Origin of the sequence: Amedibacterium intestinale, from assembly GCF_010537335.1 — a bacterium.
In the GTDB taxonomy this organism is placed as follows: domain Bacteria; phylum Bacillota_I; class Bacilli_A; order Erysipelotrichales; family Erysipelotrichaceae; genus Amedibacterium; species Amedibacterium intestinale.
Window position 1 is genome coordinate 789,600 of record NZ_AP019711.1, and the last position, 25,129, is coordinate 814,728.

Here is a 25,129-nt window from a genome sequence, read left to right on the forward strand (position 1 = left end):
GGTGAAGTAGATTTCAGTTTGGCGACGTTAATCTACTTCTTTTTTATTTTCCAAAAATTCGACAATCCATTCGCGAATCAATGTTGATTTGTTTAAATTTAATTTTTTACATTTTTTTGTAAATTCGTCGTATAAATCATTTTCTAATCTCAACGTTATTTGTTGTCCTTTTGGATTTTCACTTTTTGGTCTACCCATCTTCGCCATGTCTTCACCATCCTTTCATTGTGGGTAGCAATCTCTTGACGTTTTACATTATAGTTTTTGCAATGCAAAAAGTCAATATAATTTTCAGAATATTTAGATTATTCTACCCACAATGACATTATAGCCATTTTAAATGGCATTGTCAAAGCATATCGTTTTATTTTGACATTCTTTTCCAAATTAAATATAATTCTCATGGAAGTGGTGAAAATAATGTTTAATTTTTTAAAGAAAACAAAAGAACAAAATGAATATTTGTTGGAATGGCAAAATACTGTAATGATAGATAAAAGTGATAAATTATATATGACAAAAAATCAACTTATATCTATAACAAAAAGTCAAGCTCTTCGTGATATGGAGATAATTGACGATTGTATTAGATTAGTTAAGGAAACAAAAAACGTCGAAACATTTTTCGGACGCCTTGAACTTTTAGAAAATAAGTCTATTCACCTATCTAGTCTTGAAAAATATTTGGACTTTACTGGTGCAAAACCAAGTCAAGCGTTACAAGAATTTAATGAAGAAAAGCAAATTGCTATTAAAGAATTTTTAATTAGATATTTTACATCAATTATGGATAAGATGGATAATTTAAAAACAGAACGTGGAAAAATTAATCAAATTCAAAAATTTTATAATTCTTTAACCCCTTATTTTGATTTGATGAATGAAGAAAATATAGAATACATACGAACTAAATATAAAGCACATACACGAACACTCAATAAATGAGTGTTTTTTATTTTATGACATTTAAAATAAAAATGACATTTTAAATGTCATTTATTAGCATAAAGATTTTAAGGCTTTTGTATATTTATCATTTGAAGCCATTTCGCTCGCAATTATTTTGATGTCATCAACGTTCAATCCTTTTGTCAAAGATATTTTCAACACCTTTGGAAGTTCGAACACGTTTTCTAGTTTTGATATTCTTTCTAATGAACGATAAGTGAATAGACAACGTATTCCACATCTATTCGTTACTTTTCTGAATCTGTGGGCGAAGTTACATAATTCATCATTTCCGTTTGTCACGGCTTTTTCAATAGTTGGTGAATAATCAACTTCAATCAATGCGAATCTATCGAGTGATGACGCGTCCAACTGGAATCGACCAGTATATTCGATGTCTGCACCTGTTCCACAAGTGTTCCCCGCGCTCACGATTCTAAAATCGGGGTGTGCTTCAACTTTACCAATCGGAAAATCAAAATATCGGTTTGCGATTGCACTATTTAAAATGATAAGTGTTTCGGGAATTGAACCGTCCATTTCATCAAGGAAGAACAAACCGCCCTGTGTAAATGCTTTATAGAACTGTGTTTCATGGAATTTCCCATTTGCGTCGATGAATCCTTTCAACTGGTATTCTTGCGTTACCGCATTCGTGAAATAGAAATCAAGCCCAAGTGATTCGGCAATCTGTTTGCAAATGACGTTCTTTCCTGTTCCCGCCTGTCCTGTCAAGAAAACGGGAATGTCAAGATTCACAAGATTCAATACATCGTCGAATTTTTCATGTACAACACCTTGAACTTCATGTGTTCCGTTCGGTGTAACAACTTCATGTTTTTGAGGTAAAACGCCGAATTCTTCAATGATGTGTTTTTCCAACATTGGTTTTGCCATTTCGATGACTTGGTCAACACTTTGTTTTGCTAATACTTCCGCGAATAATTCTTCAAGTTTTGATGTTGGTTGGGGTGTTGGTGTCTGTGGTTGTGCGTGGAATAAAACCGTCATTTCTTCCCATTTTTTTATTGCTTCGTCCAAATTGTCCGTATATTCATTTCTTAAATTTGGATATAAAGGACGTTGTGAACCGTCACTTTCACATTTCCAATCACTGTTATAGATTCGATTTTGAAACATGATTTTGATGTTCATGATTCCATTTATCATGTCTTTTTCGTCGGCAATCAAAGCGATTCTTTCGCAAGTTTTTAATATAATCATTCTCTTTCTCCTTGGGGTTCTGCCCCTTTACGTCAAATATTATATGCCATTGTAAATGGCATTGTCAACAATTATTTTTAAGTAATGACATTTTAAATGTCATTTTATGTTAAAATTTTTTATAATTTCTTTTACATCATAGTCATATTTTTTCGTATACTTCAAATCGACAAATATTTCGTCTTTGTCTAGCAAATACTTTTCGATTTCTTGTTTATCGTTAAATTGACTACCATATCCATACGGCCAATTTTCTTTCAATCCTTCGACCGTTTCCAACCATTTGAAGCCTAGACGTCTAAACATTGACGGGTGGGCTACGGGAAAACATAATTTTTGTAAATCCAAGTGTTCGCGATAATCTTTCACATCAATCGTCCCGAATGCCCTGTCGTCATCTTCTCTAGCGCAATAGAAACATATTCGCAATTTCACTCGTATTCCTTGAAGTTCAAGTGAATTGATGACACCTAGAATCGCAATTCCCGAACGAACAAATTCTTCTTTGTCTGTAAAGCAATTTGCGGTTATACAATAACAAATTGATAGCGTCTTTGTTTTTTGTGGTTTTGATTCTGTCGCAATCATTGAATTTGGAAGCCCCAAAATCGCATTTGGAACATGGGGCGCATAACCTATCACATTCGTTGTTACTTGACGTCTATTGATGAACGACATTTGACTTGTTTGTTCTCCGACCGCACGTTTAATTTGCGGTAAAATTTCTTTGTATCCAAACTGATACAATTTTTTTGCTTCATCATAAGAATGTGTTTTTGTAAACTCATAATCATTTGAACGACTAGAATCTTCATTTCTCATAATTTTGTTGTTTGGTCTTGATTCGATTGTTCTTATCATTTCATCAATTGATTTGAAATGTTCTTTAACTATATTCATTTTTCATTCTCCTTTCTCAACCTATAATTTTAATTTCACAATGATATTTGAAATTATCATCGCACCAAGATTTTATTTCCACAATATCCCCTTTTATAACAATTTCATAGTCACCACTTGTTGGATAATATCTATATCTTTTTCCGTTTTTATCTTCACAAATGACAACTATATTAATTTGCGAATTACTATATACACTATTACTATAATAACCTGTTTTAACTTCAACTTTTTGATATTCTCTAACTTCTAACACTTTTAATTTTTCTTTCATTTTTCATCACCTCGATGATATTATATGCCATTCATAATGGCATTGTCAATATAAAAATGCCGTTTTAAACCAATAAAAAAGAACCTATCCCGTTAAAGGATAGGCTTTTTATTTTAATAAGTTAAATTGTCAATGTTGAACGCGGTATTCAAACCGTCACCTAATACAACTCGTTTACCCTTGATTTCGATAACTTTGAAATACTTGGTAGTAAGAAAAGAAGCTAGTTTTACACCATCATAAGACACCGCTTTTTTAGGTTTTGCTTTCATACCGACTTTCAACGTTTTTGTTGTTGAAGTTCCTTTCTTTCCAGTAATACAATTATCGTTTACCCAACCCAAATTTCCATTGTCTAATAGATATGGGTTTTTTGCTCCCGCAACAATTTTTGTGATTTTTCCACTTGTTTTTGCGGGTTTCAATTTGGTAGTTGAAGAAGATGAAGTGTAAACACCGTTAATATTTACCGTATCATCAACTTTATATTTTGTTCCTGTACTTGGTTTTGGTGGTTGTGGCTTTGGCGTGCTTGGTTTTGAACCATTCATGATTTCTTGTGCGCGTTTCTTAATGTATGATAATTTTGCATAATATCGACCAGGGCAAGAAGTCGCGCTCACGTCTTTATGACCAACAATTGGTAATACGCCATAAACTTCGTATAAGTCGGCAACTAATTCGCATACAGTTTCCAAGTCTTGCGCCGACATTTCGGGACGACATTCGATTCCAATTGATTTCAAATTGTGTGCAAAATTTCCCGCGTGCCATGCGGTGTCCGCACAATCTACCAAACAAGCAACTTTTCCGCCTTCAATTACATAGTGTGCGGAACTGTTCCCATTCTTTCGACATAACCAATTTACAACACCATTGAATGACTGTCCATCAATTCCCCAATGATGAATTACAATTTCTGAAATTTTGTTTCCTTGTCTTCCTTCTGTGTAGTTTGGGCTATCGTATTTCGTAATGTATTCGTATGACATAATTCATTTCTCCTTTCGCCGTTTTCGGCATATATAAAAGACGCCCGATTTGGACGTCTTTATTTGATTTTTTCTTCGATTGCGTCGATTCTTAATTCGTGGCGGTCAAGAATCTTTTCGTTCAATCGTTGCTTTTCAATGATTTCGTCAATTTCTTGACCATGTTTGTCAATTCTTCTATCGCGATTTCGGTCGTTCTCCATCATGTTTTCAAAATTGGTATTCAATTTGACAATTGTTGAATTCAATTTCATCATGGGTGTGACCACTGCGATAATAGTTCCAAGGAATGACAAAAGCGCAATGATTTCTTTGTCTTCCATTTGCGTTCCCCCTAGTTTTTATTTTGGCTCGGTGTATGTCAACGCCTGTCCACTATCTCCAACACCTTTTGTCGTTGGGTCATTCAGTGCATTCCATACACTTACAACGACCAATCCCAAGACATATGGGTTGGATAATGCACCAACAAGCAAATCCCCCAACGCCTTCCATGACGTCAAATCCTGTGCGGTCAATCCCGCATACGCCAAAATTGGCGTTAAAATCGCAAGAACAATTTGCGCCCAAAAAATGGGATTTTTAAATCTTACTTTTAAATTCATAAAATACCTTCCTTTCTAATTTGCAAAAAATGAAATGTTGCTTAAACATATAAATGTTCTTGTCATGCTTGTTGTCTTCGTATAGTCCGTAATCAAACCATTTCGACCGACTTGAACATTTACATAGTCTTTTTGGTTCAAGGCGCAAGCAAAACGGTTGAATGAACCGACTGTCGGTCTAAAACCAACGGGCAATTCTCCAATCGTCGTTTGTGCCGTCGCGGTTGCGTCAATCAAACCGCGCAAATAAACGATATTTCCAATTTTTCTATATTGGGGTTTGTCTGTGTCATATTGATATGACCACCCTGTTTTTAACGGTAAATCTAACCACCCCGAATCGGCAAACTGTGGAATTCCGCTAACGTCATCAAATGTGACTTTGTTTTTAAATCGCGTTTCCAATGCAACGTTGAACATGTTCGTGATTGCTTGCGCGTCACCAATAGAAAGCCCCGTTCCCGTCTTGTCCCAAAACCACAAAAAGAAACTTGTTCCCACATCAAATGGATAAACAATTTCTTTGAAATAGTCCGACACGGTCAATCGCACGGAATATGCTTTTGTTGATTCAAAAATTGCGGTCGAATGTACATATGTGTTGTCATAAACATATTCATTTCCCGTCAACAAAGTTGTCCATGTCGTCCCGCCTTGTTCTTGATATTCCAACTTGAACGACTTGTCATTTAAGTTGTTTAACGTTGTAATATTGAACTTGATTCGCGCCGACATGAAGTTTTCTTGCGGGTTTTCGACACCCAAATTGTCGCAACGTTTAACGTCGAACAATTCAATTGTTGGTGTGACATATTCAGCGATGTTGATTGTTTGTGTTGATGTCTTTCCCTTTCCTCGTGTGTCAACAACGCTTGTTTGAATCATTACTTCCCCGCCCTGTGTGGCGTCGAAAATGAATTCACCTTTGTTATATGTCAACCCCATCAATTTGACTTCGTATGACGCTATTTTTGAACCATAAGCACCCGTTGCGTTTACCTTCAATTTGATTTTTGATTGTCCTTGAATAAACGCATTGAATTTCTCTTTTATTCCAACCACCGTTTCTTCAAATGTGACGGAATCAATAGTTGGAACATCGGCGGTGTTAACGCTCAAAACAAATTCAATTTTTGTCGTTCCAATCAGCTTCGTCCCTTCATAGGTGGAACAAATAATTTGACAAATACCACTTGCCGAATTCGGAATCTGATTCGCAAGTGTTCGAGGAATCAACCAATTCGTGTTGACCTCAATGTCATCACCAATCGCACCTGTCGCGTCACCAAATTTGTATGACAAATCATGCGTGAATGTTGCGCTTGCTCGATTCAACGTGATTTTGATTGTGTCACCCATTTTGACGCCCGTTGATGGTGTGATTGTCGGTGTCGTGGCTCTTGGTATGTCGTTAAGAATTTGGCTTCCCGATAATGACAAACTATTGACCATCGTTCCCGATATGTTGACCGCAATGTTGAAAATTGAATTGACATCAAATGTCTTTTTCCCGTTCGCCCCATGTGTGATGACGGTCGTTCCGCTTTTGATGATGATATTTCCACCACTTGTTCCCCAATTGACGTTCGATGTGAATGTCCCATCGTACTTTTGACCGTCAATCGACAATGTGAAAGTTTTGTCGGCGCTGAATACAAGTGAACTTGATGAATTCAACTTCAATGACCATTGAATCGTCGAAGTGTTTTTGGCAATATCAACCGCCGTTCTTTTCCATTCGAACGTCAACCATAATGTTTTGACTTTCGCACCTGTTATCGTTCCGCTTGTTGCCATTATTTCACCACCTTCCCGAATCCACCGCTTCCGTCACTGAATGTCGTGAATCCCATTTTTCCAATCCTCAATGACTTGTCGAACTCTCCATTTTCAAAACTTGCCTTTCGATTTTGCATATAACCGAATTTGACATTGTTTTCATAGAACGCCAATTGGTCATTCTCGATTCTCATATGAATTTCACTATCTGACGCTTTCAAGATGATGTCACCATCTTCGAATCGAATATGTTTTTCAATGCTTTCGAACTTTGAATTCGATTGATTGCTTGATTCATCAATTTTTTTGTTCGTTTCTTGGAACGCAAAATCGAACGAACTCGCCGTTTGTTCAAATCGCGTGTTGATGGATTCTTCAAGTGTCATTTGCTCGTCTTTTGTGACGTATTCATCGGACACGCTTGTCATGATTCCGCTTGATACGGCTTCAATTTGTGTTGTCAATCGTCTTTCAGTTTCAGCAACTGAATTGCTAATGTTGGACAATTCACCACCAACATTGACAAGAACTTTTCCAACGATGTTGTCTTCTTGGCTTGAAACTTGTTCCGTGAAGGTTTTATAATTTACACCCAACGTCAATTTGTCGTTTTTGGGATTCAGCAATTCCAACGACAATTTGGAAACTAGAAAATATGCGTCCAAATTGTGTGGTTTACTTTTTACCTTGACATTTGCGCCCAAACGAAATGAACTTATACTTTTGTTTGCATATGATAAATCAACCGCGTTCAGTGTGATTGACGCAGATAACATGATTGCATTTGCCAACCATTCTTGACCTTTCGCCAAAAGATTTTCGGGCAACGTTACATCGTCCCAAATTTGAGTTGTAAAAATCTTCCCATATTGTTGAACGGCTTCATCATTTTGAATGTAATCAAGCCCACCATTTACACTAGCAATGGTCAATCTCAATTCCGTGTCATTTCCTTCTTCGTCCTTTTGTTTTGCACCAAGGGGAATGACGCCCGTGACAAGTTCATCACCTTTGACGACTTCTTCAAATGAAATCATATTTTTTCCGAACTCAATTTCCTGTGTTATCAGTTCGTCAAGTTCTTTTAAATAATCAATATAAACCCCATCTTCTTCATGACGTACAAATAAATAACCGCCCAACGGTTCAATCAATTTTTTGTTGATTGATTCCCAAGTGTTCAAATACTGTGTGTCGCTTCGTGGCAAATAATCGTTGGGGTCTGTCACTGTGACAAGTCCAACTTTGAATTGATGTTCGGCGTCCACTTGTGTATTGTGATTGTCAATGAACTGTTGGAACAATCCCGCAACATCACCAGTGTAAGTGTATGGACGTTGAATTGAATCAATCAAGAACGCCAATTCGCCTTCACAAACCACCTTCTTTTCGTTGTAAAAACCCCGTGTATCATTCAAGATACGACCGCGAAAAACAATTTTGTTGTCATCACGAACAACTTTGATAATGGGTTTTAATTTTTTTAATCTGTTAAAATGCTTATGATTTGGATAAATCGTGAAATTAAAAGAACCGACCTTGTTCAATTCCAAATCAACTTTTGGATTGTACAATTTCAGTTCTTCACGTTTTCCATCATATAAAAGGGAATTATCACAATATACTTTGTACATCGTTATAACCCCCTTTCTTGATATTCAATTGTCAATGTTGCGTTTCCTTCGACGGTCAAAAGGTTTTTACCTTGTTTCAAAACGACATCGTCCAAAGTATATTCACCACTATCAATCGAATATATTTGATTTTCGAATTTAATTGTCAACGTGCCCGTTGATTTGAAAACGGGAACAACGCTTTTTCTCAAATTCGTCAAAACAAATTCCCTTGTTCCGACAATGTCTTCCGTGATAACGGTGACATATTTTTTGTATTTGAATGGCTCACAATCACATTCAATCACGACTTTTCCAATTGTCTTGTCACTTTTCCATTCATTGACGTTTACACGCCCCATGTAATAGAACGCGTCATCATCGTCAACAATAATTTTGACAAATTGACCATGAATCGCATTTTGAATGTTGGAAAATAAAGAATCAAAGTCTTTTCTTTCAACCCCCAATGTCGAAAATTCAAACTTCAATTTTCGATTCTTATATTTTGGCTCTCCAAAATAATCGGTCAAATCCAATATCCCGTCCATTCCTTCAATTTCCACGCTCGAAGTCTTGACGGCGGGTGTTTCTATTGTCTTCTTGGAAAGAACCAAGGAAAAGTCACGAAATGAATGATATTCAGCAAATGTTACACCTTTGAAATTTATCATCGTCCTCGCTCCCTCCCCTTGTTAATTTCTCCAAATTCCGCATTCATTTGTGGTGCAAGTCTTGACACCAACGTTCCATCGTCAAGAATAATCGGTCTGTCCAAACCGTCAACAATCTGTGGAAAATATGTCGCCAACATATCAATCAATTTTTGAACGTAAACAATTAAATTGTTGTTTGCATTTTCTTCTCTAACCGCTTCTCGGACATAATCTTTTAAAACGCTAATTGGCGTGATTGCTTCCGCTCCCGCTTCACCACCGACCATTCCTTTTCCAGTAAAAGGATTGAATCCGAACAAGGTTGGTTTTTCCATGATTCCCCCGTCCTTATACCATTCAATTCCGAATGACGGAACTTTTGGTGGCATAAGCGAAAATTCTCCCTTAATGCTTAAATGTGGCAATTTTAGTTTAGGCAATGACCATTCAAAATCAAAGAACCCTTTGATTGAATCAATAACATTTTTGACCGTATTTTTAGCCATGTTTATTGGTTTTTCAATTGCCGATTTTATGGAATTCCAAACGCTCGTTGCCGTTGATTTGATTGAATTAAACACATTTGATGTGGTTGACTTGATTCCGTTCCAAACATTTGAAACTGTTGAACTTATACCATCGACAACACTTGTGATTTTAGCTTTTATACTTTCCCAAATAATTGAAACTGTCGATTTGATACTTTCAACAATACTTGTAATTTTTGATTTTATACTTTCCCAAATATTCGTCGCAATAGATTTCACCTTGTCAAAAATGCTTGATGTGAAATTTGACACCGCATTCCAACCCGCCGAAACTGTATTCGTTATCTTTTCGACGATACCACCAATAAATGATGAAATAGAATTCCAAACGCTCGTGAATTTTTCTTGAACTGCGTTCATAACATTTGAGATTATGTTAGTAACATAATCAAGTCCTTTTTGGACAACTGATTTGATTTTTTCCCATGCGCTCGTTATTTTGTCACCGAAATTTTGCCAAATGAAATTCCATGGAACTAATAAAATATCAATAAACAAATTGAATAATTGTTCTAAGAACATCAATCCAACTTGAACAACATTTTTGATGGTTTCCCATGCTCCCGTGACAAATTCGACAATACTGTTCCAAGTATTCGACACGGCGGTCGATATGGAATCCCATGCCGTGGTGAACCACTGTGAAAATGCATTGAATTTATCTTGAATCCATGTCACGACTGCATTGAACTTATCTTGAATCCATGTTACGACTGCGTTGAACGTTTCTTTGATACTGTTCCATAATTCAATCCAAAAATTTCGGAATTCTTCCGATGTGTTCCAAAAATAAATAAACGCCGTGACCAATGCTCCAATCAAAGCAATAACAATGCCTATTGGGTTCATACTCATGGCGATATTTAATAGTTTTTGTGACAACGTCATTCCATCAAGCCATTTTGTAACGGTTTTAACAATTGCCATTGCGGTCATTGCACTTTTATAAGCAACCAACCCCGCCGTCGCACTTGCGAAAACTCCAATCAAGATTTGAACGGTTGTTTTATTTTCACTAATCCATTTTGTTAAATCTTTGTAACCACTACTTAATTTGTCTACCACACCGCTCAACTTGTCCATTGCGGGCAATACTACATTTTGAAGTAATGGTTCACCGATTTCGGCTTTGAATTGACGCCACTTTTCATTCAAATTCGCTTGAACGTTTGCGTATTGGTCGGCTTCTTTTGAAGCCTGTCCCGTTGCTCCCGACGCGTCAAACATATTTTTTGCAAATTCAAGTCGTGTCGCCTGTTTCTTCGCTTCTTCCAAGTTCGCCCATTCTTTGGCTTCCTTGACTATTCCTTCTTTGACGGCATATGACGCCAATTGTGTATCATTGGCAAAAAGCCCGATTGCTTCACCACCTTCGTATGAACCGTTGATGAATGAATTCAATGCGGACATTGAATCTTCAAGTGATTTGTCCCAAAAGGCGGACGCGTCGGACGCCAACAATAAACCATCACTCGCAAGCGTGGTCGCTTGGTTAATGTCAAATCCAAGTCCTTTGAATTTCGCCGTCATTGATGTCATATAAGGGGTCAAACGAGTTGACACCATTCCCGTCGTGTCAGCAATTTTATTTATTTTTTCTTGGGCTTCGTCCGAATAGTCGCCCATAATCTGTGTAAACGCCGACGCTTCCGCACTTACTGTCGCGGACGCTTCAACAATGCTTTTTCCAAAGTCAATGATTTTGTCGACTGCTAAATATGTGACAACGGCTTGTCCAATTCGCTTGAACGCCCCCGACATTCTTGGTTCGGCTTGTTCCGCTTGGTCGGTCGTTTCTTCAATATCATCTTGCGTTTCTTCGACGCCGTTCAGCCCAATCGTTCCAAATAAACGAAATAATTCCATTCATTCACCCCCTTACTCATGCGGGTTGAAATTATTTAAAATATCAAATGATTCATTGATGGTTGCTTCAACATTTTGATTGTCGACATTGACAATTTGATTGTTTTCAATGACTGCTTCTTTGAAGGCGTCAAATCCTTTGTCAAAGACTTTATGCAACCAAACGTCGTATATTTTTTCTTCATTTTGAATGTCTATAAGTTCCAAAATAAATTCCAAAAATCTTCCCGTCGCAATCAAATTATCAAGTAACAAAAAAGGATTTGCGTATCTTTTAAATAGCAAATCCATGAATTTGATGTCCCCTACTTGAACAATTTTGAAACAACCCCAAAAAAATCCTTGAATTCTTTTTTCTGAACAACATCAACAATCATTTCGAAGAAAGTCACCATGGACATTTTTTCAAGTTCCTTTCTTTTCAGATTGCTAATTGAAGTTAAGAAATCATAGATTTCATCTTCACATTTCGGAACATTTTCGAACACAATCGAAGCAACATCGAAAGCAATATTCATTCCGACAATCGACATCAATTTGTCACCTTTAAAATCTCCGTTTTCATCAACTAATTGACCAACCAATTTTGGGTCAAAACATTTCTTGAATTCTCCGATTCCAAATTTTGAAATGATTTTAAACATAGGGAAAACGTCTTTTGACGTCAATTCCCTTAATACATATGGTTTTGTTTCTTCCATCTTATTTCTCCTTTGTCTTTAATACTCCAACTGGTGTTGGGTAATAAATGTGATAAGGTAAAACGTCACATGCGCTTGTCAAATCTGCGTAACATTCGAATGTCGCTTTTAACACCGCATTTTCTTTGTTTTTACCTTCAATTTCAAATCCGCTAGTACATAATGCGTTATCGAAAATAATGATTATTGGCTTTCCGTCTAACGTTTTACCTACATATCCAAGATTTTCAATGTAGTCGCCTTCCTCAATTTTGTTTTTGGAAGTGATTTCGTCATATCCCGTCTTGTCATTAGCCGTTTTGCTTTGACCAACCATCGTCATTTTCATGATTTCGGGCGTAACCTCAACAATGTTTGTTTCCATTGAAGCCGTTTCGCCGACTTTCTGTGTCAATCCTTTAACCTTCACCAATGCCCCGTCAACTTCAATGTCCTTGAATTCGGGTTTTATTGTGATTTTCGTTCCACCGCTAGTCGCCCCGACCAATGATTCTTCAAAATTCCATTTGTCGGTCGTGAATGTCAATCCTTTATGAATTGTTCCCGCACCTAATACGATGTTTTGCGGTGTATTTGCGGTGATTCCGCTTGATTTTAATTCGTCACCTAATGCCATAAATTTCACACCTTCCATTCTTGTATTTGTAAATTTATTTGAATTCGTTTCAATTCCGCGTTATCAACTGGAACTATGAATGAATTCACGTAAAAAACCGCAATTCCATTGCCGTTCGGCAAAATCGCGGTTTTGTTTAATGCTTTTTCAATTTTTTCTTTTACACTTTCCAACTCCAACCATGAACCACGCGTCGTTCCTGTCAAAATGAATGTTGTTTCGAATCGTCCGTCTTCTGTATCTGAACCAACTTCGTTGTATTCCCCGACAAAATAAGGATTTGGAACTGGTGTCGAAGTCCATTGACCGAATTCATAATTTGTCAATGTTGACAAAATGTCATTGATATATTTCAACGATTCAATTGTCATCGTAATTCCACCCCGAATCTTTCTTTTACAATGCGAACAATCGCACTTTTTCGAGAATCAAACGCCCTTTGCAAAGCCCTTGACGGTTTCTTTCCGCGTGTCCTATGCCATTTTCCGTAAATGTCTTGATAACTCCAACCGCCTTTTCGACCGTCGCCGTGAATCGCATGTTCACCCGTTCCGAATTCTTCCCAAATTGCATTTTGTAATGGGCTTCCGACCGTTACTTTCTTTTCACCTTCATCGACGACATATTGCCAACTTCCTTTTGTTTGACTTGAATCAACACGGGTGTTTCTTTTGACTTGCGCTTCGAGTTCCCCGCCGATTTCGTCAAGCAAAGAACCAACCGCATTGTCAATCGCATGAATAACTTGCGCCGAATTATCTTCAAACGCCATTATTGACCACCCGTGTATTTCAAATAGATTTCCAATTGTTGATTCAAGTTCATTGGATTGTCAATCAACATGACATCATAAACATACCCATCAACAACCATTCGGTTATTTTCCTTTTTGACTTCGGGGTCTAATTCAACATAGTCGCAAATGAAAACGTGTGTTGATTCTTGGATTTTTGCATTGTAATTGCCGTATTTGGAATCACCGTTTTGCAAATCCAACCAACCACGAAGAACATTGACCGTTTTCCATGTTGAAACACCTTCGCCAATTTCATTTTTGACCGTTGTTTTGACTTGTAGTTCCCCGTCAATGTTTCCACCAATCATGTCAAAATCTCGCTTTCTTATACGGTTCAAGAAATCCCATCAAAGATTTTGGAAATCCCATCACGGAATTGTCACCGTCCATGTTGAAATATGTCACGGAATGACGTGAAATGGTTTCACTTTGAACACCGACTTTTTCGCGGTTCTCCAATTCCCATTTCATCAAGTTCACAACGCCCATTTGGACGTCATATGGATATTTTATCTTGGTCAATAGTATTTCATCTTCAGCGTTCAATTCGTCGTTTAGAACGCATTTGTCGACTTCTAACGAGGTGATTGTATAAACACCGTCATTATATTTCGATTGCGATATTTCGACCGTGTCACCAACTTTCAAACATCGCGGTGATATTCGAACGATTCCGTTTTTGATTTGACCAATGAATCGGATATTCGTTTGTTGGAATTTGTTGTTTGTGTATTTGCGAATAAGCAATTCCAATGCTCGAAGTCTAGCTTCAAGCATGGAATCTTCTTCGTTCGTTTTGATATATTTTTTAAGTTCATCTACCGTCATAATCACGGCAATTCACCACCTTATTTCGCACGATTTCTTCGTGCTTTTCCTTTTGTTGCGAATGTCGCTTGTTTGAAATTGAATGTAACAACTTCTTGACTATCGACTAACACCGTGAATGTATCGTTTTGTGATACACGGAACACGTTATTCGCTTCAAAAGGAATGTCTTTCTTGACTTCCGCGCCGTTCTTTTTGAACGTCATGGTTGTCCCCGTCTTTTTCAATGTGAATGGAAAGAAGTTTCCTTCCTGTTCTTCAACAACCGATTCGTTGAATTCTGTGTAACCAGTCACATATTTGAAATTTCCTTTGACCGTTCCGTCATTGAAAATTTTCATTCCGTCGTCAACTAAGTCGGCAACGGTTTTTCCATATAACCCCATTCCGCTTGCGGGAACTTCAACGGACGGGTTAATTACTCCCCCGATTTTTTGAATTTTGCAAGAACGACTTTCGCTTCGTTTGTCAACGCAACACCATAATATTTTGATGATACGATTTCGGTGACCTGTGTTCTCTGTTTGAATTCGCTAGTTGTAGCAGTATCTTTTTTCAAGAAAATTGTTAATGCAGGAAGTTCGTCTTCTGTGTATTCTGTTTCGGGTGAATCGGGTTCAAGTTTAATAATTGGGTTTGTGAATACTCCCTCACTTTCTTTGATTTTGTTTGATTTTTTAATCCAACAACCCGCGATTTTTCCAATTGCTCCACGAACCGCAACACCACTTTCGAATTTATCAGCCGACAAGAACATTGGGTCTTTTAACAATACAGCTTCTTGAAGTGGTGAAATAAACATCACTTTTTCAACGCCGTCTTCTTCGTCCTCAAATTTTGTCACTGCGTCAACAATACCTTCGTAATTGATTGTACTTGTTGTAGACATATCAACGATGTTTGTTGATTTCAACGCTTCCGCTAAAATATCATTGTCAACTTTACCCGCGATTGCTTTCGCCAACTGTGATTCAGCTTGTCCAATTGGATTTCCCAAACCACTCAAACGCGCTTCTTCTGTAATTCCAACGGCTTTCATTGCTTTCTTGATTTTGAAAGTTGTTGAAGAAGCCGTCATCTGTGTCAATCCAACTTCTGCGCCTTCTGCCACGTCTTCGGCGTCACCGATATATTTCCAACATGGAACTGTTTTTGTGTCCCCCGGAACTCCGACAAGTGTTGTGTCCACCTTTGCATATGGTGTGATTTTCAATAACGCTTCGATTTTTGCGTTAATCATTTGCCCCATGACCTGTGGGTTAATAACGTTTGCTAATAATGTTTCATTTGCCATTTTTAATTTCTCCTTTATTCTTTCATCAATGTTTCAAATGCTTCGGGGTTTTCCTGTGCGAACTGTACGCGTTCCCCGTATGGTTTCTTTAAGAACTCCGCTTTTGTCATTCCACCGTCGTTGTCCTGTGGATTGTCAAGTTTGTGTTCTTCGATTTTCTTTTGTGAAGAACTTTCGAACTGATTTGGGAACTGTGTTTGTAAACCTTTCAATGTTTCTTCCCAACCTTTGATTTTCCCGTTTTCATCAAGTTTCACTTCGCCTTTTTCTTTCAGTTTGAAAGTCATATAGTCGACATCAGTGACTTTCGCTTCAAGAAGTGCGATTTGAATTGCATTGTCCAACTTGGTTTGTTCAAGTTCCTGTTGAAGTTTTTCAACCTGTCCTTCATATGTCGTGATTTTCCCTTGCAATTCTTCATCGTTTTTGTTTGATTTCTTCAAGTCGGCAATTAAATTGTTGGCGGTCGTCAATTCGTTTGTCTTTCCGTCCAATAACGCTTGTAATGCGTCATATTTGCCCTTGCCGATATACTCACCTGTTCCCAAGTTTGCAATCTTGATTTGCTTGTCTTTGTTTGCTTCATCGCCGTTGAACGCGTTCACCTTTTCGACGAATTTTGCGTATAGTTCTTCACCTAAGATTTGTTTTAAAAATTCCATTTTCTTTTTCTCCTTTTCGTTTTTAAACGTGGTTTCTTCCACCAAGAACAAACAGTTTAAATGACGTGTTCGGGTCAATTTGCCATTTTAAATGTCATGGCTTGACAAAATAAAAACACGCTTCTTTAACGTGTAAGTTCTTCATGTCCCAATTCAATTAAAATTGCTTTGACTTCTTCTTTTAACGCTTTCGGAACGTCAACGAATTCAAGTTTTCCATCTAAAATTCGATAAACTAAAAAGTTTGCCATGCTTACTCACCACCCATCATCATTAAAATTAAATCTTGCACCGCCTGTGCGGTCACTTCCTGTTCGATTCTTAATTTTTCAAGTTCACTCGGTTCGGGTTCGGGGATAGGGTATTTTTCCGCTTTTTCCTCTTCCGTCCATAAAATAAAGGCGTCGTGGAAGTTTGGACGCCCTTGTTCATCATATAAAGGTTTTTGGTATTTCATTTGTGTATAGTTAATTTGAGCATAACCATAAATTCGACCGTCTGCGCCCTCGTCAACTAATTCATAACCCTGTTCCATCATTTGAGATTCAGTTCTTGAATCTCCCAAGGCTTGATTGCCTGTGCTCCAAATGTCAATAATACTTCCTTGTTCGTCTTTTTTTGCATATACTTTATATTTTATTTCTTCCATATATTACCTCCTAAAGTGGTTCACACGTAATCATAACATCAAACGTATACACATGGTTTTTTAATGACTCACAACTTCCACCCTTGTACCTTATGAAATTTGCAAAATATTTGTCTATTACAGAAAAACTAAAATCTGCTTTATTGACCGCACCATCACTATTCGCAACTGATAGTATATTTATTATTGGGTTCTTTTCTTTTGGCATTTTATAACTAAAACCATCCATGAAATACGCACCTGTAGCAGTCGCCGTAAACTTTGCTCTTTCACAAAAAGGTAAACATCTTGTAAGTGCTAGTGTTTTATCTTCTGTTTGACCTTTATAAGCAATTTCTCCTTCAAATAAGCGTACACTATGCACTTTTAATTGAACGTTTGTATCAGTGTTGTTAAACACTAAAACATCAACATTTTTATTTTCATCAATGTCATTAGATTGTAAAGTCCAAGTAAATGAATATTGTTTTCTTTTTGCTTCTACTTGTATACTTTTTCTTTGTTTCCCAAATCCGACTTCGTTTGAAAATGAAACGTTACTTTCAAAATCATAAACAGCTGTAAATTTTGTTCCAACTGGATATTTACTAACATTAGGATTTCTTTGTCTTAATACAGTTTGATTTGCTTTTACTTTGTTAATTAATACACCATATCCACTTGGTAGTTGTGAAAGTTTATTTCCATTTGTTAGAATACAGTTCCACATGTCTAATGTATATCCGTTTTCTCCGTATTCGCTTTTTCCACGTTGATTTATTTGAAAATCCCCATTTATTACAAGATTTGGGTGATAACCTTCAAATTGTTTGAATCTATCATCGACTAGCTTTTTAGTGTGCGCCCAAAAACGTGAAAGCCCTGTTTCTTCTAAAAATTTATTGTTTGCCATATAAACACCGCCTTAAACACAAATGGCGTCGATTTCTCCTTCTGTCAACGCCACCATGTCGGTTTTTTTCATATATCCCGATAAATCAATTTGTTTCGTTCCTAATTGTTCCCACTTGGAATTCACCCAAATGAATTCATCATATATATTTTGTCCCGCGCCACTATTTGCCTTTAAATAAATTGTTCCGTCTTTTCCCGATGAAGGCAAAGCCGAAACGACTTCGTATTTGAAACCCGAAATACCACTAATCGCACTAGAAATCGCACTTGATACTTGACTAGCCGTTTGATAACCGCTATCGTTTGTCACTTGTGACACTTTGGTCGGAACTGTAATGTTGACGCCTTTTGAACTCGGTGTCAGTGCGCTCCCGTTCACTGATACTTTTTCAATGACGTTTACTTGCGCCCCTGTTGCGATACCGCCTAATTTTTGTTTTTCTGCCGTCGTATAATCATTTGTTGACAATACTTTTGAACCGTCTTTTAATACGAATTTTTCTTTGATTTTCGCCCAAAGCGTTGACACTCCCGTTTGGTCTAAATATTTCGCCATATTTTCACCCCTCTAAACTAATATTTTTTCTAATTCTTCTATCGGAATCGGTTCTGCGTTGTAATCGTCATAAGTTGGGTCATAATCTCCCCCACATATGCGGTCAACGTCCTCAACACTCATGAAATTTGCCGATATTGTTTTCAATTCTTCATAATATCTTTGAAATGTCTGTTCCATCTGTTCAATGAAATCTTCTTGACCTTGTGACATTTCTTCCGCAAGTTTTCGAATGTTTCTTAGTTCTGCAAGTATTTGTTGCCATATCTCGTCACTTGGTTCGGGAATACTTCCAAACGTCATGACCCCCGTTCCAATGTCATAGAATACGACTTCACTTGTTTTGACCTTGTCATCTTTGACACCGAAAACACCAATATAAATTCTTCCCGCCGTCATCATGACTTCGTGTGGAATATAACATTCATCATCTTTCAAAACTTGCATATAAGGTGTTTCGATTTCACGATAAAAAACGGCGGTTTTGGTGAATCCTTCCCAATTACCACCGAATTCGAATAATGTTGAAATCGTGTTCACATCACCCGAATAGATAGGGGGCGAACTTGTGAATTCAATGTTTTCATCAATAACTTTTAATTTGATTGTTGTCACTCTTTCGCCCCTCTCTTATAAAAGTATTTATCCATGTTTCGAATGCTTTGGACACGCCCGTCCTTTTCGTACACGATGTATTTTTTCAACCACGTTGTGACAAAATAAATGTCGCCATGCGCCCATTTTAAATTCGACTTTATGATTTTACATATACGACCCAATTTGTATTTCTTGAATAACTCCTTCAATTCTGTTTCCATGTTATTTCTCCATAAGAAAAGGACATTTAAAGCGAATGTCCTTTAATAAATAATATCGTCGTCCAATTTCAAATAACCCATTTCATAGACGTCTTTGTTGTTTTTGATACAATTTTCAACAATTTCAATCACTTCTTTTTCGGGTCGTGATAACAACGGAATTGACGGGAATCCGTCTTTAAACGTTTTATTATACGCTTCGATTGCTTCATTTTCGTTTTTAAACATTTTATTCAACTCCTTCTAGTATTTTCAACAACGCTTCATATGAATTTGGTAAATATTTTTTGACGTATTCCAATTCTTTTCCACCGCAAACAATTGCACTCATGATGTTCGCCCACATTTCGGACGCGGTTTCATATTGTCGTACAATCATTTTTGTTTTTGCAAGATTAGACGCGTCTAATCCTAATTCTTTATAAACTTTTTGAATGTCGTTGTGGATTTTTAAACTTTTCGCAAGTGTATATTTGCGGTTGTAATATTTATCTCCATGACCCCAACGAATACGTTCACCAAACAATCCGTCTATTGCGTCTTGAACGCCCGAACTTCCGTCATGTTCCGATAACTCTTTTCTCAAATCATTTGAGAAAATGTTTTTAATATATTCTTTGTCTTTTCGAACGGCTTGCAAAAATTCATCGCTTGAACTTGTTTTCTTTTTAAACCACTCTTTCGCCCATGACCCTTTTGACTCTATGGCTTTGTTCAAACTATCAATTTCTTTAAAATTGACTTTGAATTTTGCTTTTGCGTCAAAATAATGACCATATTCGTGAGCCAGTGTCGAATATTTATGGATTTCTTCATATCTCAAACCACTGTCATATCCAAATTCAATTGAATTTTCCGATGGTAAATAAGAACCGCCATTTCTCACGAATGTTATTCTATCCACTCCATCGGCATATTTCGAATATAGTTTTTTGATGTCTGTGTTCGAATGATTGTTCAATAAATCCGTGTATTCTTTGTAATCTCCGACACCCATTGCACCTTTTAATTTCGTCGTATTTCCGATAATGTCAAATGTTGTTTCTTTGACAATTTCTTCCACACTTTCATTATACACCTTTTTAAACGATTCGAAATTCTTTTCATTAATTTTTACAATTTCTTTCGTTTCATTGTTCATTTTGGTGACTTCGTCTTCACCCAACGCCCATCTTGCACGTTGTAGCATGACGCAACGACAATTGATGTCCTCATGCGGAACACCAAATCCCGCGGGGTACATCGCTTGTTTTCCATTCACTTCAAATGGTTCATCAATTTCCCGAATCTGTCCGTCTAATTTGACATGATTTGGTCGTGTCTTCTTGTCCATTGTGGAATCCCATTGTTTGACAATGTCCGCCCCTCGTTCCTTTGCTCCCTTTTGAGCGTCAAACGTTGCTTGTTGTTGAATTCGATGTCCTTCGGTTCTAACAATACGCAATGCCCTTCTAACGCCCATATCGGCTTTTTTAAGGACGTTTCGTGTTATGTCACTGTAAGAATACCCATTCGCAATTCCACGGCTTATTTCTGCGTTTATTTGCTTTTGAAGCGTCTTCACATGGAATCCCAATGATTCATACAACGATTTTGACAACTTGGTGTCATTAGTCAATGCTTTGACAACTTGATTTTGGTCAATCGGGAACACCAATGGAATTCCCTGTCCTTGCAAATCATACATTGTCCCCAAGAATCCTTCTTCATAGCATTTCTTCAAGTATTCTTGAATGTCCGTATACTGATTCGCATTCAAATTGTCCAAAATCGCTTTGATTTGCATTTTTAATGCTTTTTGATACTCGATTTGATATATCTTCGATTGCGTCAATTCGTCCGCTTGCAATATCTTAATTTTTTGGTTGATGTCGCGAATTGCTTTGTTATATGTCGCCTTTAATTTCTTGATGATGGCTTCTTCGTCTTTCAACTGTGATTGAATGACTTCTTTTTGTCTTTTATTCAACGCCTTCACCTTCGACAATTACATTGTCAATTTCGTTTTGAGCGTCAACCAAATTGTCTTCCTCGGGTAATTTATCTTTGATTTCTTCATAGTCAATGTCCAACACATCACAAATGTTTTGAACGATTGTTTCTTGGTCAAGTGTTGACGCAAGATTCAGCAACGTATTGATTTTCACTTGTTCCGTTTCTGCGTCCGTCTTCTCAATCTGTGCGTTGTCGCTTGCATTCGTCATGACTTCGCGTTGGAAATCGAAATATACGTCTTTCTGTTGATAGTCTGTGTCGTTTCTATCGTTGATTTCTTGCAACACGACTTTCAATATCTTTCGCAAGAACTGTCGCAATCTGATTTCTAGCTTGTTGCATTTTAAATCAAGCAAAGCATATCGTGACTTGATAACAATATTCGTGATGTTCCCATCGCCCAACTGCGCCGAATTGAAGCCCATTCCAAACCGATAAATATTTTTCTCGTCCAATTCAAGTTTTGTTTTTCTTGCTTCATACGGAACATCGACGGTCTTGAAATCAATTCCCCCGCCTTCATCAACACCAATAAGTTTCTTTGTCTTGGTGTTCTGAATCAGTTCTTCCATGTTGTCGCCTTGGAATCCCGACACAACAACCAAATATTCGCTTGCGTCCTGTAAGTTGTTGGACAATCCACATGACATCAAGTCATAGTCGTCAATTATTTCTTTGACGGCTTTCAATCCGCTAAATTGTTTTCGGCAATTGTCCAATCTGAAAAACGGAATGAATCCGAAATTCTCATAATACAATTCGTCTTTATCTCCTTTTCGATAAAGCGTATGTGGACGCGGGTTGATTTTTTGACTTTCATCATTTTCCAATTTCCCGTCTTCTTCTTGAACATAAAAATAAGTTTGGTCTTTGTCCCAAACTTGGATTCTTTTAATCTTTTTATTGTCCTTTGCTATTTTATCAACATACCAGTAAATGACGTAATCGCAACCATCTTCGGTGTCCTTTGCCCTTACTTCCACAACTCCCAATGAATCAGCACATTGAAACGACAATTTGTCTTCAACGTTCTTGTATGCGTACATATATTCAAACCCTTTGGTGATTGCTCCCGTCAATACCTCATACAATTCCGATGTGAAATCTTCATTTTCGTTGAAATACTCGTTCAATTCATTTTGAAGTTCGGGAATATCGCTTTTCACGAATCCTTCCTTTCCACTCAACATGTATTGAACTTCTTGGTCAACTAATTCCGTGAAGAATGGGTGTGAAATCTTGATGTTTGAACGTGTCTTATCCTCGACCAACTGTCCGTCCGCATTGTAGTAAAACAAACGATAATTTCGAATGTCGTGTTCGCCTTCATAATACTTTTGACCGATCTTCGCAAATCGCTTCTTGTCGCTTGATTCATCTTCCTGTATGAATCTTATGATTTCGCTTTCTGTTAGCACTCTTTCACCCCATTTCTCTAATACAACCATTTGTTTCCGATGATGTCGTCTTCCAGTGCATAACGCATAGCGTCCATCAAGTGGTTGAAATCATCAATCGGCTTGTTCAATTTGTTTCCGAACTTGTCGGTTTCCCATGTATAGTTCGAAATCTCTGTAATAAAGTTCGTACATCGCGGGTGAATGATGATTTCTAAGTCTTGAATCCACTGGACACCATTCATCACACTGTCTTTTCCTTTTTTCGCGCCTTTGATTCGAAGTTTCATTGATTTCAATTCGTCAATACTTTTCGGTTCGGCACTATCACCCGTGATTCTTTCTTTGGAATATCCCATCGCAAGAATTTTGTCGTTAATTGCTTTATTCGACATTCCTTTTTCATAGAATTCGTCCCACACATACAATTTTTTTGCGTCCAAATCTAAAAAGCCAACAAAAAAAGCCGTCGGGTCATTGGTATATCCAAAGTCCAAACCGCTTCTTGTTTTGCATTGTTTAATTTCATCAAGCGTGAACGCTCGTTCCGTCCAATTCTCATAAACAAGCCCGTCAACAATACCCCAATTTCCAAGCCCCGCAACTGCATATCGTCGGGGATTGTTCTTTTTCATGCTTTCAAATAGCTTCTTGTCACTGTCGTCCAACCATTCATTGCACAAATAATTTGTTGTCATAGCAAGAATATTGTCGTCATTGACATCAAAGAATCTTTTTTTCAACCAATGATGTTCATTCCATGGGTTGAATGTGATTGTCCATTGCTTGAATAGTCCTTCGGGAACTTCACCACGAATACTTTCGTCAAGTGTGTCAAAATCACTTTCCGACATGATTTCATAGGCTTCTTCTAACCAAGCCCAACACAACACGCCTTTTTCGACCGTGATTGACGTAACTTTCAACGGGTCGTCCAGTCCTCGAAAATATATCTTTTGTCCTGTCGGCTTATACGTCAATTCAAGCGGGCTTTCTTTAATGTCCCACCATGCGTCCACCTTCAATCGTGAAATCGCCCATTTTAATTCGGTAAAACACGAATCTTTCAACGTTCTGTATGTCTTACGAATAACAAGCAAATTGGCGTCGGGATATTTCATCATGTTTGTGATATACCACAACGCGGTTGTTTTCGACTTCTTGGAAGCACGCGAACCCTTGCAAACGCGATAACGTCCTTTGAAGTTCCAAAACGTCGCATAGCCACGTCCTACGACCTGTGGCAACGACAATTTTATTGCGTTAGTCTTCAAGGTCGTCACTTCCCGAAATCACAACGGGAATCGCACCTTCGATGTTCACTTTATCACTTAAAATACCATAACGTTTCGCCAACAATTCGCCCGCTTTCAACCTTTCACGTTCGTCGGGGGCTTTCTTGACCTTGACCGCCTGTGATACACCGTCCCCACAACCTTCGACAACGACAATTTCACTTTCTGATTGTCCACGCATAACACTTGTTAAATAGCGCAATACCTCGTCTTGACTTGCAATCAATTCTTTTTCCTTTTCCGCCATTCTTTCTTCGATGTATGCCTTGATGTTGGGTTTTGTTAGATTTTCTTGTCCGATGAATCTTGCCGTCTTTGGTGAATATCCCGCACGAATCGCCGATTGCGTCGCATTCAAATCAATCAAATATTCATCACAAAACCGTTTTTGTTTGTTCGTCATTTTCGTCACGTTCATTCACCACCTTTCTTTTCCTCGCTTAAAAATAAGCATAGAAAAAGCCACCGCATATTCGCGAATGGCTTGTCCTCTTTTTATACTCTTTTTGTATTATAATAATATCACATTATTATAATAACCTTCAACCCAATTCATTCTAACTTTTTCTAATTTTGTCTAATTCACAATCAAGTTCTTTCAATGCGATTTTATGCAACTGATAAACCCTTTTATTCGACAACTGCAATTTTTCTGCAATCTGTTCGAACGTCATCTTTTCAAAGTACCTTCGATATAACAACTCGATATATATTTCATTCTCCATCTTATCCATGACGTCCATGACATGTTTTTTCAACTCTAAAGTCTTTTTGATATATTCATCGACTTCATCTTTCATTTGGATATAATCAATCACTTTCATGGAACTGTCCGTTCCCGATGACTGAACCCTTTCACCGAATGTCACGGCGCGCACTTCGCACAATCTTTTTTGACGTTCTAATTCTTCTAATTTCAATTCAATTATTTTGTCACGTCTTGCAATCGACATCAACAATTTTTTTGCTTTTGACATGAATTTCTCCTTTTCTTTCTGTGTGAACAAGTTGAACAGAAGTTGAACAGCAAATAAGCCGATAAATAAAGGCTTTTTTGATACTGTTCAACTTGTTCATGAACAAATCCTATATTTTATATATTTTTTATTTATATATTATTATTTACTTTATTTTTTAAAATCTTATAAAAAGCGTTTTGTTCGTGAACACCTTGAACAACCCCGAAAAACACGATAAATAAAGGCTCAAACGGTGTTCAACTT

General features: G+C 37.4%; 33 protein-coding genes. 1 reads left to right on the forward strand and 32 read right to left on the reverse strand.

Features of this window, described 5'->3' with window-relative positions:
• Positions 1-27 precede the first annotated feature (27 nt).
• Positions 28-207 (reverse strand): ribbon-helix-helix protein, CopG family, encoded by a 180-nt coding sequence (locus A9CBEGH2_RS04000; protein WP_163104270.1) that lies wholly within the window; start codon positions 205-207, stop codon positions 28-30.
• A gap of 213 nt (positions 208-420) precedes the next feature.
• Between A9CBEGH2_RS04000 and A9CBEGH2_RS04005 the strand changes: the two genes are divergently transcribed.
• Positions 421-945, forward strand: coding sequence for a hypothetical protein (locus A9CBEGH2_RS04005; RefSeq protein WP_163104272.1), 525 nt, complete (start codon positions 421-423; stop codon positions 943-945).
• A 54-nt stretch (positions 946-999) separates the two neighbouring features.
• Here A9CBEGH2_RS04005 and A9CBEGH2_RS04010 read toward each other — a convergent pair whose 3' ends face one another.
• The 31 genes from A9CBEGH2_RS04010 to A9CBEGH2_RS04155 all read right to left on the reverse strand — a co-directional run bounded on the left by A9CBEGH2_RS04010 (position 1,000) and on the right by A9CBEGH2_RS04155 (position 24,883).
• The gene (locus tag A9CBEGH2_RS04010) at positions 1,000-2,172 is read right to left on the reverse strand and encodes an AAA family ATPase (RefSeq protein ID WP_163104274.1); all 1,173 of its coding nucleotides are present in this window, start codon (positions 2,170-2,172) and stop codon (positions 1,000-1,002) included.
• Between the two features lie 99 nt (positions 2,173-2,271).
• Positions 2,272-3,072, reverse strand: coding sequence for a DUF7192 family protein (locus A9CBEGH2_RS04015; RefSeq protein ID WP_163104276.1), 801 nt, complete (start codon positions 3,070-3,072; stop codon positions 2,272-2,274).
• Between the two features lie 16 nt (positions 3,073-3,088).
• The gene (locus A9CBEGH2_RS04020; RefSeq protein ID WP_163104278.1) at positions 3,089-3,346 is read right to left on the reverse strand and encodes a hypothetical protein; all 258 of its coding nucleotides are present in this window, start codon (positions 3,344-3,346) and stop codon (positions 3,089-3,091) included.
• A gap of 113 nt (positions 3,347-3,459) precedes the next feature.
• Entirely contained in the window at positions 3,460-4,338 is an 879-nt protein-coding gene (locus A9CBEGH2_RS04025) for an N-acetylmuramoyl-L-alanine amidase (RefSeq protein ID WP_163104280.1), read from the reverse strand.
• Positions 4,339-4,397: 59 nt separating this feature from the next.
• Positions 4,398-4,661: a hemagglutinin gene (locus tag A9CBEGH2_RS04030; protein WP_163104282.1), complete on the reverse strand. Its 264-nt coding sequence runs from the start codon at positions 4,659-4,661 to the stop codon at positions 4,398-4,400.
• A gap of 18 nt (positions 4,662-4,679) precedes the next feature.
• Entirely contained in the window at positions 4,680-4,943 is a 264-nt protein-coding gene (locus A9CBEGH2_RS04035; protein WP_163104284.1) for a phage holin, read from the reverse strand.
• A gap of 15 nt (positions 4,944-4,958) precedes the next feature.
• Positions 4,959-6,740: a DUF859 family phage minor structural protein gene (locus A9CBEGH2_RS04040; protein ID WP_163104286.1), complete on the reverse strand. Its 1,782-nt coding sequence runs from the start codon at positions 6,738-6,740 to the stop codon at positions 4,959-4,961.
• A complete protein-coding gene (locus A9CBEGH2_RS04045) occupies positions 6,740-8,356 on the reverse strand; it encodes a phage tail spike protein (RefSeq protein WP_163104288.1) in 1,617 nt (538 codons plus the stop codon). Before A9CBEGH2_RS04045 ends, A9CBEGH2_RS04040 begins: the two co-directional genes overlap by 1 nt.
• A 2-nt stretch (positions 8,357-8,358) precedes the next feature.
• Positions 8,359-9,009: a hypothetical protein gene (locus A9CBEGH2_RS04050; RefSeq protein WP_163104290.1), complete on the reverse strand. Its 651-nt coding sequence runs from the start codon at positions 9,007-9,009 to the stop codon at positions 8,359-8,361.
• A complete protein-coding gene (locus A9CBEGH2_RS04055; RefSeq protein WP_163104292.1) occupies positions 9,006-11,405 on the reverse strand; it encodes a phage tail protein in 2,400 nt (799 codons plus the stop codon). Before A9CBEGH2_RS04055 ends, A9CBEGH2_RS04050 begins: the two co-directional genes overlap by 4 nt.
• A gap of 12 nt (positions 11,406-11,417) precedes the next feature.
• The gene (locus A9CBEGH2_RS04060; protein ID WP_163104294.1) at positions 11,418-11,696 is read right to left on the reverse strand and encodes a hypothetical protein; all 279 of its coding nucleotides are present in this window, start codon (positions 11,694-11,696) and stop codon (positions 11,418-11,420) included.
• Positions 11,697-11,710: 14 nt separating this feature from the next.
• Entirely contained in the window at positions 11,711-12,106 is a 396-nt protein-coding gene (locus tag A9CBEGH2_RS04065) for a hypothetical protein (RefSeq protein ID WP_163104296.1), read from the reverse strand.
• 1 nt (position 12,107) lies between these two features.
• The gene (locus A9CBEGH2_RS04070) at positions 12,108-12,722 is read right to left on the reverse strand and encodes a hypothetical protein (RefSeq protein ID WP_163104298.1); all 615 of its coding nucleotides are present in this window, start codon (positions 12,720-12,722) and stop codon (positions 12,108-12,110) included.
• 5 nt (positions 12,723-12,727) lie between these two features.
• Positions 12,728-13,093 carry a hypothetical protein gene (locus A9CBEGH2_RS04075; RefSeq protein ID WP_163104300.1) on the reverse strand — a complete coding sequence of 122 codons (366 nt, stop codon included), beginning with the start codon at positions 13,091-13,093 and terminating at the stop codon, positions 12,728-12,730.
• On the reverse strand, positions 13,090-13,494 hold the full coding sequence (locus tag A9CBEGH2_RS04080; RefSeq protein WP_163104302.1) for an HK97 gp10 family phage protein: 405 nt from the start codon (positions 13,492-13,494) through the stop codon (positions 13,090-13,092). Before A9CBEGH2_RS04080 ends, A9CBEGH2_RS04075 begins: the two co-directional genes overlap by 4 nt.
• Positions 13,494-13,826 (reverse strand): phage head completion protein, encoded by a 333-nt coding sequence (locus A9CBEGH2_RS04085; RefSeq protein ID WP_163104304.1) that lies wholly within the window; start codon positions 13,824-13,826, stop codon positions 13,494-13,496. The genes A9CBEGH2_RS04080 and A9CBEGH2_RS04085 overlap by 1 nt, the downstream gene beginning before the upstream one ends.
• 1 nt (position 13,827) lies before the next feature.
• Positions 13,828-14,352: a hypothetical protein gene (locus A9CBEGH2_RS04090; RefSeq protein ID WP_163104306.1), complete on the reverse strand. Its 525-nt coding sequence runs from the start codon at positions 14,350-14,352 to the stop codon at positions 13,828-13,830.
• 14 nt (positions 14,353-14,366) lie between these two features.
• Positions 14,367-14,642, reverse strand: coding sequence for a hypothetical protein (locus tag A9CBEGH2_RS04095; RefSeq protein ID WP_197739442.1), 276 nt, complete (start codon positions 14,640-14,642; stop codon positions 14,367-14,369).
• Between the two features lie 122 nt (positions 14,643-14,764).
• Positions 14,765-15,640, reverse strand: a complete 876-nt coding sequence (locus tag A9CBEGH2_RS04100) for a N4-gp56 family major capsid protein (RefSeq protein WP_163104310.1) — start codon at positions 15,638-15,640, stop codon at positions 14,765-14,767.
• 14 nt (positions 15,641-15,654) lie between these two features.
• Complete coding sequence (locus tag A9CBEGH2_RS04105; protein WP_163104312.1) at positions 15,655-16,302, reverse strand: phage scaffolding protein; 648 nt, start codon at positions 16,300-16,302, stop codon at positions 15,655-15,657.
• A gap of 125 nt (positions 16,303-16,427) precedes the next feature.
• The gene (locus A9CBEGH2_RS12570; protein ID WP_269473681.1) at positions 16,428-16,553 is read right to left on the reverse strand and encodes a hypothetical protein; all 126 of its coding nucleotides are present in this window, start codon (positions 16,551-16,553) and stop codon (positions 16,428-16,430) included.
• 2 nt (positions 16,554-16,555) lie between these two features.
• Positions 16,556-16,951 carry a hypothetical protein gene (locus A9CBEGH2_RS04110; RefSeq protein WP_163104085.1) on the reverse strand — a complete coding sequence of 132 codons (396 nt, stop codon included), beginning with the start codon at positions 16,949-16,951 and terminating at the stop codon, positions 16,556-16,558.
• Positions 16,952-16,961: 10 nt separating this feature from the next.
• Positions 16,962-17,843, reverse strand: a complete 882-nt coding sequence (locus A9CBEGH2_RS04115) for a hypothetical protein (protein ID WP_163104314.1) — start codon at positions 17,841-17,843, stop codon at positions 16,962-16,964.
• 12 nt (positions 17,844-17,855) lie between these two features.
• Positions 17,856-18,401, reverse strand: coding sequence for a hypothetical protein (locus A9CBEGH2_RS04120; protein ID WP_163104316.1), 546 nt, complete (start codon positions 18,399-18,401; stop codon positions 17,856-17,858).
• A gap of 12 nt (positions 18,402-18,413) precedes the next feature.
• Positions 18,414-19,016 carry a hypothetical protein gene (locus A9CBEGH2_RS04125; RefSeq protein ID WP_163104318.1) on the reverse strand — a complete coding sequence of 201 codons (603 nt, stop codon included), beginning with the start codon at positions 19,014-19,016 and terminating at the stop codon, positions 18,414-18,416.
• 245 nt (positions 19,017-19,261) lie between these two features.
• The gene (locus A9CBEGH2_RS04130) at positions 19,262-19,447 is read right to left on the reverse strand and encodes a hypothetical protein (protein WP_163104320.1); all 186 of its coding nucleotides are present in this window, start codon (positions 19,445-19,447) and stop codon (positions 19,262-19,264) included.
• A 1-nt stretch (position 19,448) separates the two neighbouring features.
• Positions 19,449-21,188, reverse strand: a complete 1,740-nt coding sequence (locus tag A9CBEGH2_RS04135) for a phage minor head protein (RefSeq protein WP_163104322.1) — start codon at positions 21,186-21,188, stop codon at positions 19,449-19,451.
• Positions 21,181-22,662 carry a phage portal protein gene (locus A9CBEGH2_RS04140; protein ID WP_163104324.1) on the reverse strand — a complete coding sequence of 494 codons (1,482 nt, stop codon included), beginning with the start codon at positions 22,660-22,662 and terminating at the stop codon, positions 21,181-21,183. The genes A9CBEGH2_RS04135 and A9CBEGH2_RS04140 overlap by 8 nt, the downstream gene beginning before the upstream one ends.
• Complete coding sequence (locus A9CBEGH2_RS04145) at positions 22,650-23,885, reverse strand: PBSX family phage terminase large subunit (protein WP_163104326.1); 1,236 nt, start codon at positions 23,883-23,885, stop codon at positions 22,650-22,652. Before A9CBEGH2_RS04145 ends, A9CBEGH2_RS04140 begins: the two co-directional genes overlap by 13 nt.
• Entirely contained in the window at positions 23,875-24,324 is a 450-nt protein-coding gene (locus tag A9CBEGH2_RS04150; RefSeq protein WP_232057309.1) for a terminase small subunit, read from the reverse strand. Before A9CBEGH2_RS04150 ends, A9CBEGH2_RS04145 begins: the two co-directional genes overlap by 11 nt.
• A 139-nt stretch (positions 24,325-24,463) precedes the next feature.
• Entirely contained in the window at positions 24,464-24,883 is a 420-nt protein-coding gene (locus A9CBEGH2_RS04155; RefSeq protein WP_163104328.1) for a sigma factor-like helix-turn-helix DNA-binding protein, read from the reverse strand.
• Between the last annotated feature and the right edge of the window lie 246 nt (positions 24,884-25,129).

Excerpts from the sequence above, each read along its gene's own strand:
- A9CBEGH2_RS04040 (WP_163104286.1), bottom strand. The coding sequence starts at position 6,740 with ATGGCAACAAGCGGAACGATAACAGGTGCGAAAGTCAAAACATTATGG.
- A9CBEGH2_RS04000 (WP_163104270.1), bottom strand. The coding sequence starts at position 207 with ATGGCGAAGATGGGTAGACCAAAAAGTGAAAATCCAAAAGGACAACAA.
- A9CBEGH2_RS04025 (WP_163104280.1), bottom strand. The coding sequence starts at position 4,338 with ATGTCATACGAATACATTACGAAATACGATAGCCCAAACTACACAGAA.
- A9CBEGH2_RS04005 (WP_163104272.1), top strand. The coding sequence starts at position 421 with ATGTTTAATTTTTTAAAGAAAACAAAAGAACAAAATGAATATTTGTTG.
- A9CBEGH2_RS04140 (WP_163104324.1), bottom strand. The coding sequence starts at position 22,662 with ATGGTTGTATTAGAGAAATGGGGTGAAAGAGTGCTAACAGAAAGCGAA.
- A9CBEGH2_RS04100 (WP_163104310.1), bottom strand. The coding sequence starts at position 15,640 with ATGGCAAATGAAACATTATTAGCAAACGTTATTAACCCACAGGTCATG.
- A9CBEGH2_RS04130 (WP_163104320.1), bottom strand. The coding sequence starts at position 19,447 with ATGTTTAAAAACGAAAATGAAGCAATCGAAGCGTATAATAAAACGTTT.
- A9CBEGH2_RS04055 (WP_163104292.1), bottom strand. The coding sequence starts at position 11,405 with ATGGAATTATTTCGTTTATTTGGAACGATTGGGCTGAACGGCGTCGAA.
- A9CBEGH2_RS04115 (WP_163104314.1), bottom strand. The coding sequence starts at position 17,843 with ATGGCAAACAATAAATTTTTAGAAGAAACAGGGCTTTCACGTTTTTGG.
- A9CBEGH2_RS04035 (WP_163104284.1), bottom strand. The coding sequence starts at position 4,943 with ATGAATTTAAAAGTAAGATTTAAAAATCCCATTTTTTGGGCGCAAATT.
- A9CBEGH2_RS04015 (WP_163104276.1), bottom strand. The coding sequence starts at position 3,072 with ATGAATATAGTTAAAGAACATTTCAAATCAATTGATGAAATGATAAGA.
- A9CBEGH2_RS04070 (WP_163104298.1), bottom strand. The coding sequence starts at position 12,722 with ATGGCATTAGGTGACGAATTAAAATCAAGCGGAATCACCGCAAATACA.
- A9CBEGH2_RS04105 (WP_163104312.1), bottom strand. The coding sequence starts at position 16,302 with ATGGAATTTTTAAAACAAATCTTAGGTGAAGAACTATACGCAAAATTC.
- A9CBEGH2_RS04120 (WP_163104316.1), bottom strand. The coding sequence starts at position 18,401 with ATGGCGAAATATTTAGACCAAACGGGAGTGTCAACGCTTTGGGCGAAA.
- A9CBEGH2_RS04045 (WP_163104288.1), bottom strand. The coding sequence starts at position 8,356 with ATGTACAAAGTATATTGTGATAATTCCCTTTTATATGATGGAAAACGT.
- A9CBEGH2_RS04030 (WP_163104282.1), bottom strand. The coding sequence starts at position 4,661 with ATGGAAGACAAAGAAATCATTGCGCTTTTGTCATTCCTTGGAACTATT.
- A9CBEGH2_RS04080 (WP_163104302.1), bottom strand. The coding sequence starts at position 13,494 with ATGGCGTTTGAAGATAATTCGGCGCAAGTTATTCATGCGATTGACAAT.
- A9CBEGH2_RS04065 (WP_163104296.1), bottom strand. The coding sequence starts at position 12,106 with ATGGAAGAAACAAAACCATATGTATTAAGGGAATTGACGTCAAAAGAC.
- A9CBEGH2_RS12570 (WP_269473681.1), bottom strand. The coding sequence starts at position 16,553 with ATGGCAAACTTTTTAGTTTATCGAATTTTAGATGGAAAACTTGAATTC.
- A9CBEGH2_RS04075 (WP_163104300.1), bottom strand. The coding sequence starts at position 13,093 with ATGACAATTGAATCGTTGAAATATATCAATGACATTTTGTCAACATTG.
- A9CBEGH2_RS04155 (WP_163104328.1), bottom strand. The coding sequence starts at position 24,883 with ATGTCAAAAGCAAAAAAATTGTTGATGTCGATTGCAAGACGTGACAAA.
- A9CBEGH2_RS04085 (WP_163104304.1), bottom strand. The coding sequence starts at position 13,826 with ATGATTGGTGGAAACATTGACGGGGAACTACAAGTCAAAACAACGGTC.
- A9CBEGH2_RS04110 (WP_163104085.1), bottom strand. The coding sequence starts at position 16,951 with ATGGAAGAAATAAAATATAAAGTATATGCAAAAAAAGACGAACAAGGA.
- A9CBEGH2_RS04150 (WP_232057309.1), bottom strand. The coding sequence starts at position 24,324 with ATGAACGTGACGAAAATGACGAACAAACAAAAACGGTTTTGTGATGAA.
- A9CBEGH2_RS04020 (WP_163104278.1), bottom strand. The coding sequence starts at position 3,346 with ATGAAAGAAAAATTAAAAGTGTTAGAAGTTAGAGAATATCAAAAAGTT.
- A9CBEGH2_RS04050 (WP_163104290.1), bottom strand. The coding sequence starts at position 9,009 with ATGATAAATTTCAAAGGTGTAACATTTGCTGAATATCATTCATTTCGT.
- A9CBEGH2_RS04060 (WP_163104294.1), bottom strand. The coding sequence starts at position 11,696 with ATGGATTTGCTATTTAAAAGATACGCAAATCCTTTTTTGTTACTTGAT.
- A9CBEGH2_RS04010 (WP_163104274.1), bottom strand. The coding sequence starts at position 2,172 with ATGATTATATTAAAAACTTGCGAAAGAATCGCTTTGATTGCCGACGAA.